General features: G+C 56.4%; 8 protein-coding genes and 1 pseudogene. 8 read left to right on the top strand and 1 reads right to left on the bottom strand.

Translation table 11 applies throughout. The features are described 5' to 3' along the window. Positions 1 to 609 precede the first annotated feature (609 nt). The 4 genes and pseudogenes from addB to JI735_RS37655 all read left to right on the top strand — a co-directional run bounded on the left by addB (position 610) and on the right by JI735_RS37655 (position 13,178). The gene (addB, locus tag JI735_RS01050) at positions 610 to 4,137 is read left to right on the top strand and encodes a helicase-exonuclease AddAB subunit AddB (RefSeq protein ID WP_202676939.1); all 3,528 of its coding nucleotides are present in this window, start codon (positions 610 to 612) and stop codon (positions 4,135 to 4,137) included. Then, complete coding sequence (locus JI735_RS01045) at positions 4,134 to 8,285, top strand: UvrD-helicase domain-containing protein (protein ID WP_202676938.1); 4,152 nt, start codon at positions 4,134 to 4,136, stop codon at positions 8,283 to 8,285. The genes addB and JI735_RS01045 overlap by 4 nt, the downstream gene beginning before the upstream one ends. 103 nt (positions 8,286 to 8,388) lie before the next feature. Beyond that, positions 8,389 to 9,570, top strand: coding sequence for an exonuclease SbcCD subunit D (locus JI735_RS01040; protein ID WP_039835748.1), 1,182 nt, complete (start codon positions 8,389 to 8,391; stop codon positions 9,568 to 9,570). Position 9,571: 1 nt separating this feature from the next. Further along, a pseudogene (locus JI735_RS37655) lies at positions 9,572 to 13,178 on the top strand (AAA family ATPase). A 209-nt stretch (positions 13,179 to 13,387) separates the two neighbouring features. On the opposite strand, the gene budA reads toward JI735_RS37655, so the two are convergent. Beyond that, the gene (gene budA / locus JI735_RS01020) at positions 13,388 to 14,104 is read right to left on the bottom strand and encodes an acetolactate decarboxylase (protein ID WP_039836975.1); all 717 of its coding nucleotides are present in this window, start codon (positions 14,102 to 14,104) and stop codon (positions 13,388 to 13,390) included. Between the two features lie 479 nt (positions 14,105 to 14,583). Here budA and JI735_RS01015 point away from each other — a divergent pair, with 479 nt between their 5' ends. From JI735_RS01015 to JI735_RS01000, 4 genes are all read left to right on the top strand, one after another. Continuing rightward, entirely contained in the window at positions 14,584 to 14,943 is a 360-nt protein-coding gene (locus JI735_RS01015; protein WP_039836976.1) for a histidine triad nucleotide-binding protein, read from the top strand. A gap of 141 nt (positions 14,944 to 15,084) precedes the next feature. Beyond that, the gene (gene rpsU, locus JI735_RS01010) at positions 15,085 to 15,258 is read left to right on the top strand and encodes a 30S ribosomal protein S21 (protein ID WP_005547957.1); all 174 of its coding nucleotides are present in this window, start codon (positions 15,085 to 15,087) and stop codon (positions 15,256 to 15,258) included. A gap of 15 nt (positions 15,259 to 15,273) precedes the next feature. After that, positions 15,274 to 15,717, top strand: coding sequence for a GatB/YqeY domain-containing protein (locus tag JI735_RS01005; RefSeq protein ID WP_020426367.1), 444 nt, complete (start codon positions 15,274 to 15,276; stop codon positions 15,715 to 15,717). Positions 15,718 to 16,027: 310 nt separating this feature from the next. After that, a complete protein-coding gene (locus JI735_RS01000; protein WP_408638024.1) occupies positions 16,028 to 17,350 on the top strand; it encodes an NfeD family protein in 1,323 nt (440 codons plus the stop codon). The last annotated feature ends 25 nt before the right edge of the window (positions 17,351 to 17,375 follow it).

Below are 17,375 nucleotides of genomic sequence, written 5' to 3'. Positions count from 1 at the left end.
GAAATGCAGCAGAATATTGTTTACTGCAGTATGCCAAGGAATTCTGTTGCAGATAATGCAATCAAGTCAGAACATCGGTGCAGTAAAAGCTTATTTATATCGACCGAGAAGATGAAATTACAGAGGAGGCCCGTGTTGATCATGGGGCTCTTCTTTTTTAACTCATATATGAAAAGAATGGCAAACATATGTTCTAGATGGGAGAGGTATGTTATACTATTGGGACGGATTCATATGAAAATTTTCGAAATTAGACCAGCAATATATTAATATAGTATAAGTGTTCTACTTCTGAATGCAGAGGATTAGCAGGGGCGGGCAGCGGCGGCGGAGTGAGCGGCAGAAATGCCGTTACATAGGCTCGAAGAAACTGCTGCGGTAAAAGCAAAAGCAGAAATACCGTTGAATAAACGAATAGCACACATAACGGTGAGAGCAAATGTAAAAGTACCTTTACATTAAGTTGATAGGCGTGGCCGCCAGATACGGCCTCCCAAAACTTGATTGTAGTTAAGATGCGCATATACCTACCTTACTCTCGTAAATAAATGCAAAGCCATTGTAGGGTTAACCAAATCGATTGGATAATTTCGGAAGGAGTCTACTGTGATGACGGTACACTTTTTGATTGGCCGCTCAGGCAGCGGAAAGACTACGAATATATGGAGGGAAGTAAACTCCGCTCTGGAGCGGGAGCCGCTGGGCCCCCCGATGATAGTGCTTGTTCCGGAGCAGGGCTCCTTTGGTGCGGAGCAAGGGCTGCTGAAGACGGGCAAGAGTAAGGGCAGCATCCGTGCCCAGACCCTGAGCTTCTCGCGGCTGGCCCACCGGGTGAAGCAGGAGACCGGCGGCAGCGCCAGCCTGCCGATCAGCGAGGAAGGCAAGAAGATGCTGATCTACAAGATTATCAGCCGCCGCAAGGAAGAGCTGAAGCTGTTCGGGGCATCAAGCGACAGACCGGGTTTTGTGGAACGGCTTAGCCAGCTGCATACGGAGCTGAAGCGCTGCTGCCTCGGCGCAGCTGATCTGGAGGAACAGTTGTCGGGGATGCGAGATTCCACGCTGCGGAGTCCTATTCTTGCCAGCAAGCTGGATGATTTACATATCGTGTTCAGCGAGCTGGAACAGGAAATGTCCCAGCTGTATATCGATGAAGAGGACCGCCTCGCCGAGCTGGCTGAGCATATTAAGGAATCCTCATATATTCGTGGTTCGGAAATCTGGGTCGACGGCTTTCACGGGTTCACCACACAGGAATTTGCTGTGCTGCGGGAGCTGATGCAGTATGCCGCCAAGGTTACGGTCTCATTGACACTGGACCGGATTTATCCTCCGGGATTGCAGCCGCATGAATTGGAGCTGTTCCATCCTGCCGCAGTAACCTACATCAAGCTGCGTGGAATGGCTGAGGAAATGGGGCTGACGGTATGGGACGAGCTGCTGGCGCCGCCGGTGCTGCCGCGTTTTGCCGGGAATCCTGTCCTTGCCCATTTGGAGCGGGGATTTGGACGCCGGAACCGCTGGACCGGTACAGCTTCTGCCGTTGCAGAGGCCATTACCCTTACAGCGGCCGCTTCGCGCAGAGCCGAGGTGGAAGGAAGCCTGCGGGAAATGCTCCGGCTGGCCCGTGAGGAAGGGGCCAAATACGGGGAGATGGCTGTATTCATGCGCAATATTGCCGATTATGAGCAGCTTGTGGCCCCCCTGTTCCAGGATTACGGGATTCCGTTCTTCCTTGACCAAAAAATGAATGAGCTGCATCATCCGCTGGTGGAATTTATCCGCTCTGCCTTTGATGTGGTGCGGCGCCGGTGGCGGTATGAGGATGTGTTCCGCTGTGTGAAGACAGAGCTGCTGCTGCCATTGGACCGCAGTGTGACCCGTGCGGATATGGATGCGCTGGAGAATTACGTGCTGGCCTGCGGCATTCAGGGCTACCGCTGGACGGATGGCCGGTCCTGGAAAGGAATTCCGAGCCTTTCGCTGGAGGGTGCCCGAGTTGTGGATGAAGAGCTGCTGGCGAAAATGGAGGCATGCCGTAGGGTTATTACGGGTCCGCTGCAGGCTTTTGAACAGCGGATCAAAAAAAGCCGCAGCGGTCTGGAGCTGTGCAAAGCGGTATATTTTTTATTGCAGGATATGGATGCCGCCCGCAAGCTGGAACAGTTGAGTGCCCGGGCTTTGGAGCTTGGACAGCCTGAGGCAGCCCGGGAGCACACGCAGCTGTGGGGTGCGGTGCTGGACCTTCTGGATCAGATTGCGGAGATGATGGGCAATGAAAGAATGGAGTTTGAAGTTTTCGCCGGGGTGCTGGAGACAGGTCTGGCTGAACTGAAGATGGGGCTTGTGCCTCCCGCACTGGATCAGGTGCTGGTAGGGAATATGGACCGCACCCGGGTATCGGGTGTCAAATATGCCTTTTTGCTGGGATTTAATGAAGGTGTTGTTCCTGCCCAGTTCAAGGAAGACGGCATTCTCTCGGAAGGGGAGCGTCTGCTGCTGGAGAATGCGGGAATGGAGCTTGCTCCCGGCTCTTCCCGCAAGCTGCTCGATGAGCGCTTTCTGATCTACAATACACTCACTACGGCGAGCCGCAAGCTCTGGATCAGTTACGCGACAGCGGATGAAGAGGGCAAGGCGCTGCTGCCATCGGAAATTATCCGCCAATTGCACGGCATGTTTCCTGGAGCACTGAAAGAGTATTTCGTTTCCGGATTTCCATCGTCTGCAGCTGGAGTTTCAGACGATGCAGAGACTCTAGAAGCGCTGCATCTGAGCTTTGTCAGCCAGCCGGAACAGACGCTGCGAATGCTCATTATGCAGCTTCGGCAGTATCGCCAGGGGGTGGAAATTCCCGCATTTTGGTGGGATGTCTATAACTGGTTTATCACCGATGCGGAGTATGGACCGAAGCTGGAACGGCTGCTCGGCTCCCTGTTCTACCGCAATGAAGGAATCCGGTTGAAGCGGGAGACCAGTCTGCGCCTGTACGGCGGGACAACGCTACGCGGAAGTGTGTCACGCATGGAGAAGTTCGTGGCCTGCGCCTTCTCGCATTTCGCTTCGTACGGACTGAGACTGAAGGAACGCCAGCTGTATAAGCTGAAGGCACCGGACATTGGACAACTGTTCCATGCCGCTCTCAGCGATATGGCTCTGCGGCTGCAGAAGCAGGGACGGAGCTGGGGAAGCATGTCTGCGGAGGAATGCCGCCGTGAAGCCGGCGAGACCGTGGACCGGCTCTCTCCGCTCCTGCAGGGCGAAATTCTAATGAGCAGCAAACGCTACGGATACATCTCCCGCAAGCTCAAAAACATTGTCGGCCGCGCCTCAGTCATCCTCGGTGAACACGCCAGGAGGGGCAGCTTTGAGCCGGTGGGGCTGGAACTGGACTTTGGCCCGGGCAAGGATCTCCCGCCGCTGAGGATTACACTGCCGAACGGCTGTGTGATGGAGGTAGTGGGCCGGATCGACCGTGTGGATATGGCTGAAGGCGAACAGGGCATCCTGCTGCGGGTCATCGACTACAAATCAAGCCAGAAGGATCTCAAACTGCATGAGGTCTATTACGGACTGTCCCTGCAAATGCTGACCTACCTCGATGTTCTGCTTACGTATTCGGAGCAGTGGCTCGGCCAAACCGCCCTGCCGGCCGGAACGCTCTATTTCCATGTGCATGATCCGCTGCTGACTTCAGCGAACGGCATGAACCGCGAGCAGGCAGAGCAGGAGCTGATGAAACGGTTCAAGATGAAGGGGCTGCTGACGGCGGACCGTGAAGTGGTCTCCCTGATGGATACCACTCTGGATAAGGGGTATTCCTCAATCGTGCCGGTGGCGCTGAAGAGCGACGGGAGCTTTTACAGCAGTGCTTCGGTAGCCACTCCCGAGCAATGGGGGCATTTGCTGTCCTCAGTGCGCAGCACCATCTCTGATATCGGGACACGCATTACTGAAGGGGATGTAGCGATCCAGCCTTACCGGATACAGCAGGAAACAGCTTGCACCTTCTGCTCTTTCCGGCCGGTATGCCAATTCGATGAGGCCGTGGAAGGCAATGCCTACAACAATCTCGGCAAGCCGGGCAAGGAAGTCATCTGGGACCTGCTGTCCCGCGAAGGAGGAGAGAAGCCATGATACGGAGAGCGGAAATAGAACCCAAGCCGGAAGGCAGCCTATGGAGCGATGACCAGTGGCGCGCCATTGCCGAGAGCGGTGACGATATCCTGGTCGCGGCGGCGGCGGGCTCCGGCAAAACAGCGGTGCTGGTGGAGCGGATTATCCGTAAAATCAGCAATGAGGAGAACGGGTTCAGTGTGGACAGGCTGCTGGTGGCTACCTTTACCAAAGCAGCGGCTGCCGAAATGCGGCAACGCATCCGCGAGGCACTGGAACGGAAGCTGGAGGAAGAAAGCTCCGGGAAAGAGGAAGAAAGCCATGGCAATGAGCATCTGCGCCGTCAGCTTGCCCTGCTTGGCAGAGCTTCGATTACGACGCTGCATTCCTTTTGCCTGGAGGTGATCCGGCGTTATTACCAGCTCATCCCCATTGATCCGGGCTTCCGGATTCTGAATGAGCATGAGGCGGAGATGATGCGCCAGGAGCTGCTTGAAGAGCTGCTGGAAGAGAAATATGGGGAGGTTGCCGGAGACGGGGAGGATACAGTGTTTGTGCGGCTGGCTGACTGGTTCAGCGGCGAGCGCAGCGATGATGCTGTCCATTCCCTGGTGCAGCGGCTGCATGATTTTGCGCGCAGCCATCCCTGGCCGGCACAGTGGCTGCGGGACACCGCAGCGGATTTCTCGCTGCCGGATACGGAGGCCCTGAGCCGCACGCCATGGGTGCAGAGCATCCTGGCGGAAGCGAAGCTCACGCTGGACGGCGCGGCGAGTCAGCTGCGCCAGGGCCGGGAAATTGCCCTGCAGCCCGGCGGCCCCGCTCCTTACGCAGACAATCTGGCTGCGGATCTGGAAATGGTGCAGGCGCTGCAGGAAGCGCTGGAATTCCGTCCGTGGGCCGAGCTGTATAATATTTTTATTGAAATATCGTTTGGGAAGCTGAAGGCCTGCAAGAAGGATTCGACCGACCCGGGGCTGCAGGAGCGGGTTAAGGAACTGCGTGACAATGTGAAGAAAAGCTTGCTGGAGCTGCAAAAATCGCTTTTTGGCCGCCCCGCTGAAGCCTTTTTGGCTGAACTGCATGAGGCCGCTCCGCTGATGCGGGAGCTGGCTGAGACGGTCATCGAATTCGGGGAACGCTACCGGATCGAGAAGGCAGGCCGGGGAATAGTCGATTTCAGCGACCTGGAGCATTATTGCCTGCAAATCCTGCGGCATGAAGATTCAGAACCCGGACATTCGCTGCCTTCGGATGCGGCGATGGAGTACCGGGACCAGTTCGACGAGGTACTGCTGGATGAATATCAGGATACGAACAGCGTGCAGGAGGAAATTGTGCGGCTGATTTCCCGGGAATCGCCGGGGAACCGGTTTATGGTCGGAGATATGAAGCAGAGCATTTACCGGTTCAGGCTGGCGGAGCCGGGATTGTTCCTGGATAAATATAAGAGCTTTGGTTCAGCCGCGGACCGCGGCAATGATGCCTTAACCGGCAGCCATGAGGCTGCCGGGGCTGTTGAAGCCCTTGAACCAAGCAAGCCCGGCGGCTCCGTTATTGATCTGGCCCGCAATTTCCGCAGCCGTCTGGAGGTCGTAAATGCCGTGAATATGATTTTCCGGCAGATTATGGACAGTACGGTTGCTGAAATAAGCTATGATGAGCGGGCGGAGCTGGTTTACGGAGCCCATTTTCCGGGTGCGGCGGAGAAGGGGCCGGACACTTATTTTGCCCCTGAGCTGCTGCTTATTGACCGGGGAGCATCATCGTCTTCACGTACAGAGGAATCTGCTGAGGACGGGGAGCTTCCTGCGCAAGAAAATGAAGCAATGGAGAGTGAAACCGCACAGCTTGAAGCAAGAGCTATCGTCCGGCGCATCTCCCAGATGACCGGCATGAGCGGCGGTGAGCCGCTGATGATCTATGATAAAGCCTTGAAGATCATGCGCCCGGTTGTTTACGGGGACATTGTGATTCTGCTGCGGTCTGCCCGGATCTGGACTCCGCTGATGGTCGAAGAGCTGCGCCTGGAGGGTATTCCGGCATACGGGGATCAGAACAAAGGCTATTTTCAGGCTACCGAGGTGGAAATTGCCCTTTCACTGCTGCAGATTGTGGACAATCCCCGGCAGGACATTCCTCTGGCCGGCGTCCTCCGGTCGCCTGTGGTGAATCTGCGCGAGGAAGAACTGGCAGCGGTGCGTCTCTGCAGCGATGGTTCATTTTTGGATGCAGTGCTGGCGGCTGCCGGAGAGCAGACTGAGACAGGGGATGCGCCTGGCGGCCATCATGCGCTCAAGTCAGGCGCTTCCAACTCTGATGATCCGGCTGCACCTAATGAAAGCCCGGCGGGAGACGGCCCGTCTGCAGACCATATGGCAGGAAAAGCGGCAATGCCGGAGATTTCCGGGAAGCTGCGGAAGAAGCTGCAAGTTTTCCTGAGGCAGCTTGAGGGCTGGAGAACTGCTGCCCGCCAGGGAAGCCTCAGCACATTGATCTGGCGTATCTACACAGAGAGCGGTTATCTGGAATGGGTCGGCGGTCTGCCTGGCGGCTTCCAGCGCCAGAATAATCTTACAGCGCTGTATGACCGGGCTGTTCAGTTTGAGAATGATACCAATGCACGCGGCTTGTTCCGCTTCCTGGTATTCATTAACCGGCTGAGAGAAAACGGCGGCGACCTGGGCGCAGCGGGAGGAACCGGCGAGGAAGCCGGGGGGGTCCGCATTATGACCATCCACAAGTCCAAAGGTCTGGAGTTTCCCGTGGTCTTCCTGGCAGGAATGGCCAAGCCGTTCAACCGCCAGGATTTGCATTCTCCTTTCCTGATGCATGAAGAGCTTGGATTCGGGCCGCGTTTTGTAGAGCCCAAAACCCGGGTCACTTATCCAACACTGCCTTATCTGGCGATTAGCCGCCGCTCCCGTCTGGAACTGCTGGCCGAGGAAATGCGTGTACTCTATGTCGGATTAACCCGGCCGCGCGACAAAATGATCCTGGTCGGCACCGTGCGGGATTTGCCCCGCACCCTTGCGGGCTGGAGCAGTGTGCAGGGCCGGGAGCAAATGCTGCTGGAAGACCATATGCTGGCCCGGGGCCGCAGCTATTTGGATTGGGTGGGGCCGGCGCTGATCCGCCATCCCCGCGCGGCTATCCTGCGCAAGCTGGCAGGTGCCGATGGGCCTGTATCTGCGGTGCTCCATGGCGATGCTTCCAATTGGAGCATCTCTGCGGTGAACGCGCAGGAGCTCAGTTCCGGGTCAGCTCTGGCTGGATCGGGTACTGCGGATCAGAATGAGGAACGGCAGGCTGCGCTTGAAGCCCTCCGGCACGGCCGCCGTGTTCCCAACGGGAGCGCTGCAAGAGAGGCCGAAGTAACCGGGCGCTTGAAATGGGTGTATCCTTATGCAGCCGCATCCGGGATTCCCGCTAAAACCTCAGTCACCGAACTGAAATCGATGCTGTCCATGCAGGAGCAGCCGTCATACGATTTGCTGGAAGAATCCCTGTATGGTGATGCAGGGCTCAGCCTGACGCGCGGGGCGGCAGGGACGGACAGTCTGCATCTGCAGCGTCCGAAGTTTATGGAGAAGCGGGGCTTGTCGCCTTCAGAGCGGGGGACGGCCTATCATACCGTGATGCAGCATATGCCGCTGGAGGGTGTGGTAGACCGGTCTGTTCTGGAAGCCACAATCGCACGCCTTACGCGGCTGGCCATACTTACCGGCGAGCAGGCTGAGGCTGTAGAAATTAGTGATATTGAGGCGTTTTATTCAGGGGAAATGGGCCGCAGACTGATCGGAGCCTCCTGGAAAAGAAGAGAGCAGCCGTTCAGTTATATGGTACCGGCCGGTGAAGCGTATCATGGCCTTGAGTATCTGAATGAAGCGGCAGCGGGGCTTGAAGCTCCTGCAGGAAACGAGGCCTTTGGTGAATCTGTCCTGATTCAAGGTGTTATCGACTGCCTGTTCCGGGAAGAGGGGCGGCTGATTCTGCTGGATTATAAGACCGATGCTGTGCTGGAGCATCAGGGCGGATTGGAAACCCTTAAGGAGAAGTACCGTTTTCAGCTGGAGCTGTACAGCAAGGCGCTGCTGGCCATTCTGGGGGAGCCGGTCTCCGAGATCTGGCTGTACTTTTTTGATGGCGGACATGCAGTGAAGCTATAAATCTATCCTTGGATATGACTGGAATCTATAAATCTATCTATTATATAAATCAATCTTATTAATCTATCAAAGCCGCATGACGGGCGGGGAAAAGAGGGCGTAAATGCGCATTTTGCATACGGGAGACTGGCATCTGGGGCGGACGCTGGAAGGAAGAAGCCGGCAGAAGGAGCAGGAGCAGTTCATCGATGAGCTGGTGGAGATTGCCGATGCATCCCAGGCAGATCTTATCTTGATGGCGGGGGATGTCTATGACTCTGTGAATCCGCCGGCAGCGGCGGAGCAGCTGTTCTACGATGCAGCCGCCCGGCTGACTGCGGATGGCAGGCCGCTTGTGGTCATCTCCGGCAATCACGATCAGCCGGAGCGTGTCGCGTCCGTATCCCCGCTTGTCCGCAGGCAAGGCATTACACTGGTAGGCATGCCTACCTCCGAACCGGTGACGGTTCATGCCGCACGTACAGGCGAGGTTGCCAAAATCGCTGCGCTCCCTTACCCCTCCGAAGCACGGCTTGGCGAGCTCCTTGCCGGGGATGCGGGAGAAGATGAGCTTCGCCTTGCCTATAGTGCCCGGGTCGGCAGGCTGATGAATCTGCTGGGCCGGGAATTCACGCCGCAGACCGTCAATCTGGCGATGAGCCATATCTATGTGCTGGGCGGAGTGGAGAGTGACTCCGAGCGGCCTATTCAGGTCGGCGGAGCGTACACTGTAGATCCTTCAGCGTTGTCATGCGGTGCACAGTATACAGCGTTGGGGCATCTGCACCGCGCCCAGCGCGTAAAAGGCGACAGCATGATCCGTTACAGCGGATCGCCGCTGGCCTACAGCTTCTCCGAAGCCGGCCAGGCGAAGTCCGTGGCATTGATAGAGGTTGTGCCCGGAGCCGAACCCTCTTTCGAGGAAATTTATCTCCGCTGCGGCCGTCCTCTGGTGAACTGGAAGTCCTCCGGAGGCTTGCAGGAGGTCTACGGCTGGCTGGATGAGGGCCGGGACGCCACAGCTTTTATTGACCTGGAGCTCCGCCTCACGGAAGCGATGTCGCTGAATGATATCCAGCGGCTGCGCAAATCCCGCGAGGGGATTATACATATCCGCCCGGTTTATCCGCAGATGGAGCAGGAGCTTGAGGAGATGGCCCGCTCGCGCATGCCGGTGCAGGAGCTGTTCCGCAGATTTTATCAGCGGCAGACCGGCGGGGCAGAGCCTGAGGACAGCCTGATCGAGCTGTTCCTGGAGCTGGCGGAAGAAGAGCGGCTCGAGTCTGCGGAAGGGGAGGAGAACTGAAGTGAAACCAATTCTACTAAAAGTAGCCGGACTCCAAAGCTATAGAGAGCAGCAGGAGATTGATTTTGGAAGTCTGACGGAGACGGGGCTGTTCGGTATTTTCGGACCGACGGGAAGCGGCAAATCCAGCGTGCTGGACGCGATAACCCTGGCAATGTACGGGAAGGTGGAACGTGCGGTCAATGGGACCCAGGGCATCATGAACCATTCCGAGGACCAGTTAAGCGTTGCTTTTACTTTTGAGCTCACTTCCTCTTCCGGTCCCCGCCGCTACAGGGTGGAACGGAAATTCAAACGGACCGGAGACCAGTCGGTGAGCAATACGATCAGCCGTTTCATTGAAGTTGCCGCAGACGGTGATCATGTGCTGGCCGACAAGCTCGCGGATGTTACCCGGTGCGTGGAAGAGCATATCGGGCTCAAAATGGATGACTTCACCCGTGCCGTTGTACTGCCGCAGGGGAAATTTGCCGAATTTCTGTCGCTGCGCGGCGTGGACCGCAGACAAATGCTGCAGCGTCTTTTTCATCTGGAGCAGTATGGCGACGGGCTGGCGCTGAAGCTCAGCCGCCGGGTCAAGGAGAATGAAGCCGCCCTGCGGGCGCTGGAAGCCGAGCAGCAGGGGCTGGGCAGTGCAGGCAAGGCGGATGTTGAGGCTGCCGCCGGACGGCTGCAGGAAGCGGTCCGGCAGGCGGCAGACTGCCGCAAGCGGCTGGATGAGGCGGTGCAGCGCGCGGAACGTTATGCCCGCATCCGCGAGCTGCAGGACGAGCGCGCCCGGCGCGAGGGGCAGCGCCAGGCTTTGCTCGCGCAGGAGGCAGACATTCTCCTGCTGGAGCAGAAGCTCGGCAAGTCTGACGAAGCCGAGAACATGCTGCCCGCGCTGAAAGCCTGGCGCAGCGCGGAAGAGGCCTGGAAGAGCCGCCTGGCCCGCGCGGAGGGCCAGGAGGTGCAGGCCGCCGCCGCCGAGCGGAAGGCGGCGGAGCTGGCCGCAGCTGAAGCGGCCGCGCAGGCCGCGCTGGCTGCGGAGGAACCCGCCCTCCGGCAGGGGGCGGATACGTACCGCCGCGCGCTCGAGCTGGAAGCTGAGCTCGGCGGGCTGCGGCGCGAGCGCGCGGCGGTGCTGGAGCGCCGCGACGAGGCCTCCCGCGGGCTGGCTGCCCGGCGGGAGAGCATGGCCCGGGAGCGTGAGCTTTTGGCCAAGGGCCAAAAGCGCCAGCACGAGCTGCAGCAGAGCCTGCAGCCGTTAGCGGTCCGCTCCCAGGAGCGGCAGTCGCTGCAGGAAGCCATGCAGCGGCTGCAAGGCCTGCGTTCCGCCTCCTCCCAGCGGGAGACGGCGGAACGTGAACGCGCCGAGCGCGCCGCGGTACTCGCGGCGGCAGAGGCGCGGCTGGCTGCCGCCGGGGATCGGCAGCGGTCGCTTGAGGCGCAGCGCGGCGGGGGAATCGCCGCCGCAGCGCTGCACCTGGAACAGCTGCGCGCCGGGGAGGCCGCAGCAGAGGCCGCCGCCGGTCAGCTGGAGCTTCATGGAAGCACGCTTGCGGCGGCGCTCAAAGGCCAAGAGCTGCACCGGCTCTCCCTGTCGCTCGCCAGTGAACTGCAGGACGGGCAGCCTTGTCCGGTCTGCGGCAGCCTCCACCACCCGCGCCGGCGCTGGCAGAGGACAGCGCCGGGCGGGAAGAGCTGGAACGTCAGCTCGAACAGTCCAGGACCCTGGGCAGACGGGCGCTTGAAGCGCGGCATTGGTTCCGGGGCCTGCTGGAGCAAGACATGGCCTGGCTGGAGCAGGTATACGGCGCAGAGGCGGCAGAATCCTTCGCAGCACCTGCGGCTGCAGGAATGGAGCAGCGCGGCGGTACCGCGGCTTCTGCGGCGCCTTCCAGCCTTGCAGCGGCTCGGAACTCTGATGACCCATCGCGTCCTGCGGCCCTTTCCAGCTTTGAAGCTGCCCAGGGCTCTTTTGACCTATCGCGTTCACCGGCCCCCTCCAGCCATGAAGCAGTCCAGGACTCTCTTGATCCATCGCAGGCAGCGGCTGCTTCGGGTCCCGATGCAGCTTCCGGTTCCCCCACAGTTCCTGATGAGCAGGCCCTGTCCCGCTTGGAAGCTGAATTTTCTGCGCTGAAGTCCCGTTCCGGTGAATTGCGCCGGGTTGCAGCAGAGTGGCAGCGTTCCTTGCAGGAGCAGCAGCAGCTGAGCCACAAGGAAACTGCGGCGGTGGAAGCCGAAGCAGTGTGGCTGCAAGGCCTGACAGCCAAGGCCGGAGATCTGGACCGGCAGCTGGAAGAGCTCCGGGAGGAATGGTCACGGCTGTTTCCGGAGCTGGCACCGGAAACAGCCGAACATGCCTACCGTGAAATGCTGAAGAAGGATGAGCAGGCTGAGGAGATCAGAGGACGGCTGGAGATCAGTGTCAAGTTTCTGGATGACAAGAGCACTTCCGTGCAGGCGCTGCAGGAGGAGATTGCAGCTTTGGACAGAGACTTGGCCCAGTGGAACGCGCAGCTTGAAGGCAAAGAAGCGCTGGAGCGGGAGAAGGAGCAGCGCCTGCTCCAGTGGACCGGCGGCCGGGCGGCCGCTGCATTGCTGGCAGAATGCGAGAAACGCCTGCAGGAGCTGCAGACAGGACTGGAGAGCAGCAGACAGCTTCACCGCTCGGCAGCAGAACAGGCACAGCATGCGGTGAAGGAAGCCGCTATCAGCCGTCAGGCGGCGGAGTCCGCCCGTGAGCATTCCGAGGCCGCAGTCTCGATTTGGCAGGATTGCCTCCAGACCTCAGCGTTTGAATCCGCCTCCGAGGTGGAGGGCGCTGCACTTGCGCCGGAGGAACGGGCAGAGGCTGCTGCCCGGGTGCGGGCTCACCGTGACGGTGAAGCTGAAGTTGCGCTCCAGCTGCGGAATATTGAAGAGAAGCTGGAAGGGGCTGTGCTCAGCGCAGAAGAGTGGCAGGAAAGTCAGGAGACTCTGCGCAGATGCAAGGAAGACGATGAGGCTGCACTGCAGGGCCGGGCCCGCGCTGAACGCGATCTGGAAGATCTGCAGCACCGGCATATCCGCTGGATGGAGCTGGAAGGCGAGCGTGCGGAGCATGCGGCCCTTCAGGACCGGCTGTCCAAGCTGCAAACTGTGCTGCGCGGAAATGCTTTTGTGGAGTATATTGCCGAGGAGCAGCTGATGCAGGTATGCCAGGCCGCTTCACAGCGGCTGCGTTTCCTGAGCAAGCAGCGTTATGCGCTTGAGGTTGATTCCGGGGGAGGGTTTGTGATTCGGGATGACGGGAATGGCGGCGTGCGGCGTCCTGTATCCACTTTGTCCGGCGGGAGACCTTCCTGACCTCTTTGTCCCTGGCGCTGGCGCTTTCGGCGCAGATTCAGCTTCGCGGGCAGTACCCGCTGCAGTTCTTTTTTCTGGATGAAGGCTTTGGCACACTGGACCCGGATCTGCTCGATACCGTTATCACTTCGCTCGAAAGATTGCATAATGATCAGCTCTCTGTAGGCATTATCAGCCACGTTCCCGAGCTCAGAGCACGCCTGCCCCGCAAGCTGGTTGTCATCCCGGCAGAGCAGGGAGGCGGGGGATCGCGGATTATACTGGAAAAAATGTGATGTCCGGCATTTAGTGTGATAACTGTCACAGATACAGCATCATCCCGTTGTTATAATACAGCTAAGCCGACATCATTTGAAACACCTCGGCGGACGTATGACCGGGAGCATTTCTCCTTTTCATACGTCCGCCGCCGAATCAGCTTTCTAAGCTGAGCAGGGTGTTTCTTTTTTTGTGCAAATAAACTTCTAGTTAAGCCATAAGCCGCTTAGCGAGGGCCTTCGGCGGCTGCTATATCTTCATTGAGTGAAGCAGCAGCTAAATCGGCTTTTAAATAATCATCATTGTGCGGTAGCTTCAACCGGAAATCCTCACTGCTGCAAATCGATATCGTGCAGTGCTCCACTATAAAGTCAAGAACATGTCCTCCTCCGTTGCGGGCATCGTTAATATAATGCAAATGATATCCTGAGACTCCGATCCCCTGGGCAAACGCTGGCATCCAGAAGCCGGCGATCACTCCGTCCTCATTAGAGAAATGGAACGGCGGCTCGTTCTCCGTCACCTCAACAAAGGGCTTGTAAGGCTTGTCTTGATGCGAAACAGTGCGTGTGTGCACCTCGCGGAAATGTCCGTCGATTCGGATCGCATAAAATATATTTGGACTCGGCAAGAGCGTATGGATCACCTGTTCAAGCTCGCTCCGGGCCAGGGGTGTGTGCACCAGCAGCGTCTGATCCTGCTCAAAGAAGGTCACGGTAGAGAAGGGGGTGCTCTCTTCCAGACTTGCTGGTCTGGCGCTGCCGTCCGGGTACAGATGATAGAAGCCTCCGTCGAAGGCAATCATTTCACCGTCCAGCTGATGGAAGGTCCCGATGCCGAAATCTCCGTATTCTTTCAGCTTGCCAAAACTCACTGATCCGTCATACTGGCCGCTCAGCAGGGCAATCATTGTGGAAACCTGATAAATCACATGATTTTTCATGAGGGAAAACTCCTTTTTGGAAGATGGAATCGGTTCATGGAATGAGGCAGCAGCTATTCACCGAGCTTGGTATTGTCCGAAAATAGCAGTATCTTCTGTTCCTGTACTCATTTCTTAACAACCCCCTTCTTTTTCTGGATTCAATATTTTTTCTTATTTTCATGGAGTTGTGGAAAAGAACGCCCCTTTATTTTATTACCATAAAAAGTAAAATCAATAGTTTTATTTTTGATTAACAAATGTAATTAATAACATATTATGGTTATTTTGAGGTTTGCAATAATAATCCGGACAAATTATAGGCCCAGAAGTGACTTATACAGTGCATGTTCCCCGGCGCCTTTCCCAATCCGGAATTATCCTGTATGATTATAGACATCAATTATGATGCCGCGAAGAAAGCCGTTCCCAAGCATAGCTTGCAGAGGCCAAATGAACTTGCTGGACTTTCACCAAAACTGACAGGAGGAAGCATTCCCATGGAAACCGTGTTTAGCAAAATTATTGAGGGTTCAATCCCTTCCAAGAAGGTCTTCGAGAATGAACGGATTCTGGCTTTCTATGATATAGAGCCTGCAGCCCCGGTTCATGTACTGATCATTCCTAAGAAGTTCATTGCTTCCATGAATGATGTTGCACCGGAGGACCTGCCGCTGATCGGGGAGATTCACGCTGTAGCACAGCAAATTGCTGTAGAGCTCGGGATTGCGGACAGCGGGTACCGTCTGATTAACAATTGTGGACCGGACAGCGGACAAGCCGTGCCTCATCTCCATTATCACTTGCTTGGCGGTACCAAATTAGGCGCGCTTGTCGGCAGCTCGACATCCCACGCTTAACAGAAATCAAATACGGAAGCACCCGGCCCAAAAAAAGAATGACACGAAGGTTGACACCTTATTTCGCTTTGACCTATAATGAAATTTGATGAACCGTGTTGTTATGCTCTTGGACGGTCTGGTCGGAGGGAGGGAAAACTGGTGTCTGAAACGAAAGTTCGCAAAAACGAGACAATTGATGCTGCACTTCGTCGCTTTAAACGTTCCATTGCTAAGGATGGTGTCTTGGCTGAGGTGAAGAAACGCAAGCATTATGAAAAGCCAAGCGTAAAGCGCAAGAAGAAGTCTGAGGCTGCTCGTAAGAGAAAGTTTTAGGAGGATTACCCACGCATGAATCTTAGCGAACGATTGAACGAAGATATGAAGCAAGCGATGAAGAGTAAGGACAAGTTCACACTCTCCACGATTCGAATGGTTCGTTCTACAATAAAGTATCTTGAAATAGATTTGAAGAGAACATTAGACGACAACGAAGTGCTTGATATCCTTAGTCGTGAAATCAAACAGCGCAAAGATGCCCTCCAAGAATTTGAATCAGCGGGTCGCGACGAGCTTGCCGCGAGTACGAAGGCAGAAATCGAGATTATCATGAAATACCTTCCAGATCAGCTTTCCGAAGAAGAAATTAAAGTAATTGTACAGCAGACCATCCAGGAAACCGGTGCTTCTTCGAAAAGTGAAATGGGTAAGGTGATGAGCGCACTGATGCCTAAGGTCAAAGGTCGCGCCGATGGTAAACTCGTGAACCAGGCGGTTCTGCAATTTCTGCAATAATATAACGCTAGCACCCCTTTGATAAGGGGTGTTTTTCATTTTATTGAGAAATAACTTGGAAGCTTCAGATGAACATGAGATATTTATGGATATGTTTATCGGATTATTTTAGGGATACAGTATATGATAGGCATAAACGGTATCCCTTTTTCCGCTGTTCTGTCTGGTTTCGTTTATGAAACGCTTATGCCTGCAGGGCGTACTATAGCATTATGGCTGGAAATTGGGGAGGAAGGGAGAGGAGTCCTTGAACGGATTTCGAAAAATGGCTGCAGCGGGTATTTCTATACTTTTACTGATGCTGTTTTTGATGCCTATGGCGGGGAGGGTCAGCGCCGATAACACTGCACCCCGCGCACCGGGAACGGGTCCGGCAGAACCTAAGAGCGGTCCGGTATTTATCATACCGGTTGATCAGGAGATCGAGCGGGGGCTGCAGAGCTTTCTTGCGCGCGGGTTTCAGGAGGCGGCGAACTACGGAGCTGTTCTGATTCTGCTGGAAATTGATACTCCAGGTGGGCTTGTGAGTTCGGCCGAGCAGATCGGCATGATGGTGCGAGACAGTACAATTCCGACGGCTGCCTTCATTAACGGCGATGCGGCTTCAGCAGGCAGTTACATAGCGCTGAATGCGGGCAGCATCATCATGAAGCCGGGCAGCATGATCGGCGCGGCTTCCCTGGTGGACGGCAAAGGCGGCAGTGTGGACGATGCCAAGCTGGTATCCTACTGGAAAGCAAAAATGGTCGGTGCCGCTGAGCTGAACGGGCGTGACCCGGAAATAGCCGCCGGAATGATGGATAAAAATATTGTGGTGAACAAGCCTGAGCTTGGTGTGAACAAGGCACAGGGCCAGATTATCGCACTTAGCAGCGATGAAGCGCTCAAAGCCGGTTACGCAGACAGCATCGCCAGTACACCTGAGGAGGCCATCACCTCGCTGGGCTATTCCACAGACGACATTTTTCGAGTAGAGCACACGGGTGCGGAAAAAATGTCGCATTTTCTGACAAATCCGATTGTGATGACGATTCTGCTCTTCGTCGGTATAGCGGGAATTGTCATCGAAATGCTGGTGCCGGGCTTCGGTGTTCCTGGGATCCTTGGCACATTGGCTTTTGCGCTGTATTTCTTCGGCAACTATGTGGCAGGGTTTGCCGGTTCCGAAACCTGGCTGCTGTTCATTCTGGGACTTGTCATGCTGGTTCTGGAGCTGTTTGTCCCGAGCTTTGGCATACTTGGACTGCTTGGTTCAGTATTCCTTGTTGCAGGCGTGGTAAGGGCTGCTTACAACTATACGCATGCATTATTCAGCCTGGGCATTGCTTTTGCCGCAGCGGCAGTGGTCATTGCAATAGTAGCCGTCACTTTTAAGGAGCGGGGGATCTGGAACAGGTTTATTTTACAGGACAGTCTCACTAAGGAGCAGGGATTCGTTCCTGTGCTGGAGAAGCTAAGTCTGGTCGGAGCCTCAGGCATCAGCATCACACCGCTCCGCCCGGCCGGCACAGCCAGTCTGAATGGTGAGCGGGTAGATGTGGTTACTGAGGGCTCTTTTATTGCCGCAGGAGCTTCGATTTCCGTGATCAAAGTCGAAGGCGGACGTGTGGTCGTGAAGGAAACTGCAGAGTAGGAGAACGGAATACAAATTGTAACGG

The sequence above is a fragment of the Paenibacillus sonchi genome (assembly GCF_016772475.1).
GTDB lineage: Bacteria > Bacillota > Bacilli > Paenibacillales > Paenibacillaceae > Paenibacillus_AQ > Paenibacillus_AQ sonchi.
This window is presented reverse-complemented; position numbering and strand designations above follow the sequence as displayed.

What these genes read in the sequence shown, in the direction of transcription:
- addB (WP_202676939.1), top strand. Translation starts at nt 610, where the DNA reads ATGACGGTACACTTTTTGATTGGCCGCTCAGGCAGCGGAAAGACTACG.
- JI735_RS01045 (WP_202676938.1), top strand. Translation starts at nt 4,134, where the DNA reads ATGATACGGAGAGCGGAAATAGAACCCAAGCCGGAAGGCAGCCTATGG.
- JI735_RS01040 (WP_039835748.1), top strand. Translation starts at nt 8,389, where the DNA reads ATGCGCATTTTGCATACGGGAGACTGGCATCTGGGGCGGACGCTGGAA.
- budA (WP_039836975.1), bottom strand. Translation starts at nt 14,104, where the DNA reads ATGAAAAATCATGTGATTTATCAGGTTTCCACAATGATTGCCCTGCTG.
- JI735_RS01015 (WP_039836976.1), top strand. Translation starts at nt 14,584, where the DNA reads ATGGAAACCGTGTTTAGCAAAATTATTGAGGGTTCAATCCCTTCCAAG.
- JI735_RS01005 (WP_020426367.1), top strand. Translation starts at nt 15,274, where the DNA reads ATGAATCTTAGCGAACGATTGAACGAAGATATGAAGCAAGCGATGAAG.
- JI735_RS01000 (WP_408638024.1), top strand. Translation starts at nt 16,028, where the DNA reads ATGCCTATGGCGGGGAGGGTCAGCGCCGATAACACTGCACCCCGCGCA.